This window comes from Streptomyces sp. NPDC037288 (genome assembly GCF_055603265.1).
In genome coordinates, this window is record NZ_JBVJVY010000141.1 from 2009 (window position 1) to 4554 (window position 2546).

Consider the following 2546-nt stretch of genomic DNA (forward strand, 5'->3'; position numbering starts at 1 on the left):
GGTCAAGCGCGAGGAGGTCAAGCGCGGCGAGCAGGCCAAGCGCGAGGAGGTCAAGCGCGAGGAGGTCAAGCGCGGCGAGCAGGCCAAGCGCGAGGAGGTCAAGCGCGAGGAGGTCAAGCGCGGCGAGCAGGCCAAGCGCGAGGATCGGGCCCGTGAAGATCGGGCCCGTGAAGATCGGGCCCGTGAGGATCGGGCCCGCGAGGATCGGTAGTCGTCCAGGGTGTCTGGGAGCGGTGACGAGCCGACGAGTCGGCTGAGGTCTCTCAAGCACTGACCGGGGCCCTCTTGGCCATCTCCCGGTTGTGGGGCTCGTTTGTGGGACCGTCGGTCGGCGTTTCCGCAACGAGCCCTTCCGGCGTGGGCGGCGTCTCGCCGGCCTCGGCACTGATCAGCATCCGCACCGGTGACGCTTCCGCGCGTGCAAGCGCCATGTCCGAGCCGTCTTCGCCCTGGCCCGCTGCCAGGTGACGTCCTCTGAGACCCAATCAGTTACGGTCTGCGCTATCAAGATCGAATCGCCGTGTGCGGCGGCTTGACAACATCATTGGACAAGTGTTCCGGTCCCTGACGTGAGATCGCCTGTTCCCGGAATCTCTTGGGTCGTCAGAAGGATGGCCCCGCCGACGCGAGTGCGTGATGGGCCGTAGGAACTGGGTGGGGGCGGATCCTGGAGGCTTTTCAATTTGGCCACCGATCGGGTGACGAGGCCGGTCGAGTAACGGGCGAGGCCCTCGGACTGTTGAGCGAGATGTCTGAGAAGCGGTATCTCAACCGATCATGGAAGGTGCGAGTCGAACAGGTTTCTCGCTGGGGTGATCTTCTGGTGGTCGGTGCATGGGGGCAGGGCCCCTTGGTAGCTCGGAGGTGCAAACCGAACCAAGCAGTTCCAGGAGGCCCCGTTGTCGCAGTTGTACGCGCCACCGCCCGCTGTTCTCAACTCGGGCTCTCGATCGTGTGATTGCCTCGCGCACGTGTACGGGAACGCGGCCGATCATCCCGATCGGGTGCGCCGGTATCCGTCGGACATGACGGACGCGGAGTGGGCGGCCATCCGGCCGTTGCTGCCGGTGCCGGCCTGGCTCCAGGGGCGAGGCGGGCAGCCGGAGGGCTACTGCCACCGCCAGATGCTGGACGCGATCCGGTATCTGGTCGCGGGCGGGATCTCCTGGCGGGCGATGCCCGCGGACTTCCCCGACTGGGGCCGGATCTACGCCTTCTTCCGCCGCTGGCGCGAGCACGGGCTGATCACAGAATTCCACGACCGGTTGCGCGGGCGAGTGAGGGAACGCGAGGGCCGTGAGGCCGAGCCCACGGCGGGGATCATCGACGCGCAGTCGGTGCGGGCCGCCGCGACGGTGCCGGCCGCCTCACGCGGCTACGACGGCGGGAAGAAGGTGCCGGGCCGCAAACGGCACATCGTGACCGACACGCTCGGTCTGCTGCTGGTCGTCGCGGTCACCGCCGCGAACATCGGCGACCGGGACGCAGCGGCGGGCCTGCTGCCCCTGCTGCGCCGCCTGCACCGCGACATCACTCTCGTCTGGGCCGACGGCGGCTACACCGGCGCCCTGGTCGACTGGTGCCGCAACAAACTCGCCCTCACCCTGCAGATCGTCAAGCGCACCGACGACATGAAGGGATTCGTGGTGCTCCCCAGGCGTTGGGTGGCCGAGCGCACATTCGCATGGCTGATGAACTCCCGCCGTCTGGCGAGGGATTACGAAACCCTGCCCGCCACCAGCGAAGCGATGATCCGGTGGTCGATGATCACGCGGATGGGCCGGCGTCTGGCACGGCCACGGGCCGCCGGCCGGCGCTGAACGTCCCCGACGACTCCTGCACTAGCCACCCGCGCTCCGCCAGGCGCCTGGCCTTCGAGCGCACTCCCTCGACCTTCGCCGGAGTCGTCTCCAAGCCCAGTTCCACCGCGATTTCCCTGGCCTTCAGCGGCCCCCTGCCCGCTGATCGCCCCTCCTCCAGCACACCCAGAAGCCGCTGATAGTCCGGCGCCAGAACCGTCACCGGCAACCCGTCCCGCCAGGGCGGCACCGTCGAGCCCGGCACGGGTGAGGACGCGGTTTCCCGCTCCGCCCCGGCCTCGGTCACGGCAGTCGACTCGGCCGCAGAGACCGCCAGGGCCTCGACCAGCTCCTCCCTCGCGATCACCCGCCGGTCCAGCTCGATCTCCGCGGCCTCCAACACCCCGGTCAGCCGCGCCACTTCCTCCCGCAGACCCTCCACCCGCACCCGGGCAGCCGCCTCGCGCTCCTCCAGCATTCCCAGCACCGACGCCACCGCGCACCCCTCGACCATCAAGCGGACACAAGACGCCGCATTCCTCCCTCACCCCGAGCGAGACCATTCCTGACCAGCAGGAATCACACGATCAAGTTCGGTTGAGATACGGCTTCTGAAGTCTCAACATCACAGTCCGGGGGCCTCGTGGGTTCCTTACTGACTTCAGCTCGTCGGGGTGAATCTTCACGAAGTCCCTGATGGGCATGGATGGGTGGCTGTATCCCGTGGTGTGTGAGGTATGCGGATGG

At 67.9% G+C, this 2546-nt stretch carries 3 protein-coding genes; 2 read left to right on the forward strand and 1 reads right to left on the reverse strand.

Annotation, left to right across the window (positions count from 1 at the left end; genetic code table 11):
- On the forward strand, positions 1-211 hold a 211-nt coding region (locus tag ACZ7GZ_RS42325; RefSeq protein WP_471033099.1), incomplete at its 5' end, for a hypothetical protein.
- An 814-nt stretch (positions 212-1025) separates the two neighbouring features.
- Complete coding sequence (locus ACZ7GZ_RS42330; protein ID WP_471033101.1) at positions 1026-1820, forward strand: IS5 family transposase; 795 nt, start codon at positions 1026-1028, stop codon at positions 1818-1820.
- Here the strand turns inward: ACZ7GZ_RS42330 and ACZ7GZ_RS42335 are convergent.
- Positions 1768-2313 carry a hypothetical protein gene (locus tag ACZ7GZ_RS42335; protein ID WP_471033103.1) on the reverse strand — a complete coding sequence of 182 codons (546 nt, stop codon included), beginning with the start codon at positions 2311-2313 and terminating at the stop codon, positions 1768-1770. The genes ACZ7GZ_RS42330 and ACZ7GZ_RS42335 overlap by 53 nt on opposite strands.
- Positions 2314-2546 lie beyond the last annotated feature (233 nt).

Coding starts and splice junctions, on each gene's coding strand:
- ACZ7GZ_RS42330 (WP_471033101.1), top strand. CDS start 1,026: ATGACGGACGCGGAGTGGGCGGCCATCCGGCCGTTGCTGCCGGTGCCG.
- ACZ7GZ_RS42335 (WP_471033103.1), bottom strand. CDS start 2,313: ATGGTCGAGGGGTGCGCGGTGGCGTCGGTGCTGGGAATGCTGGAGGAG.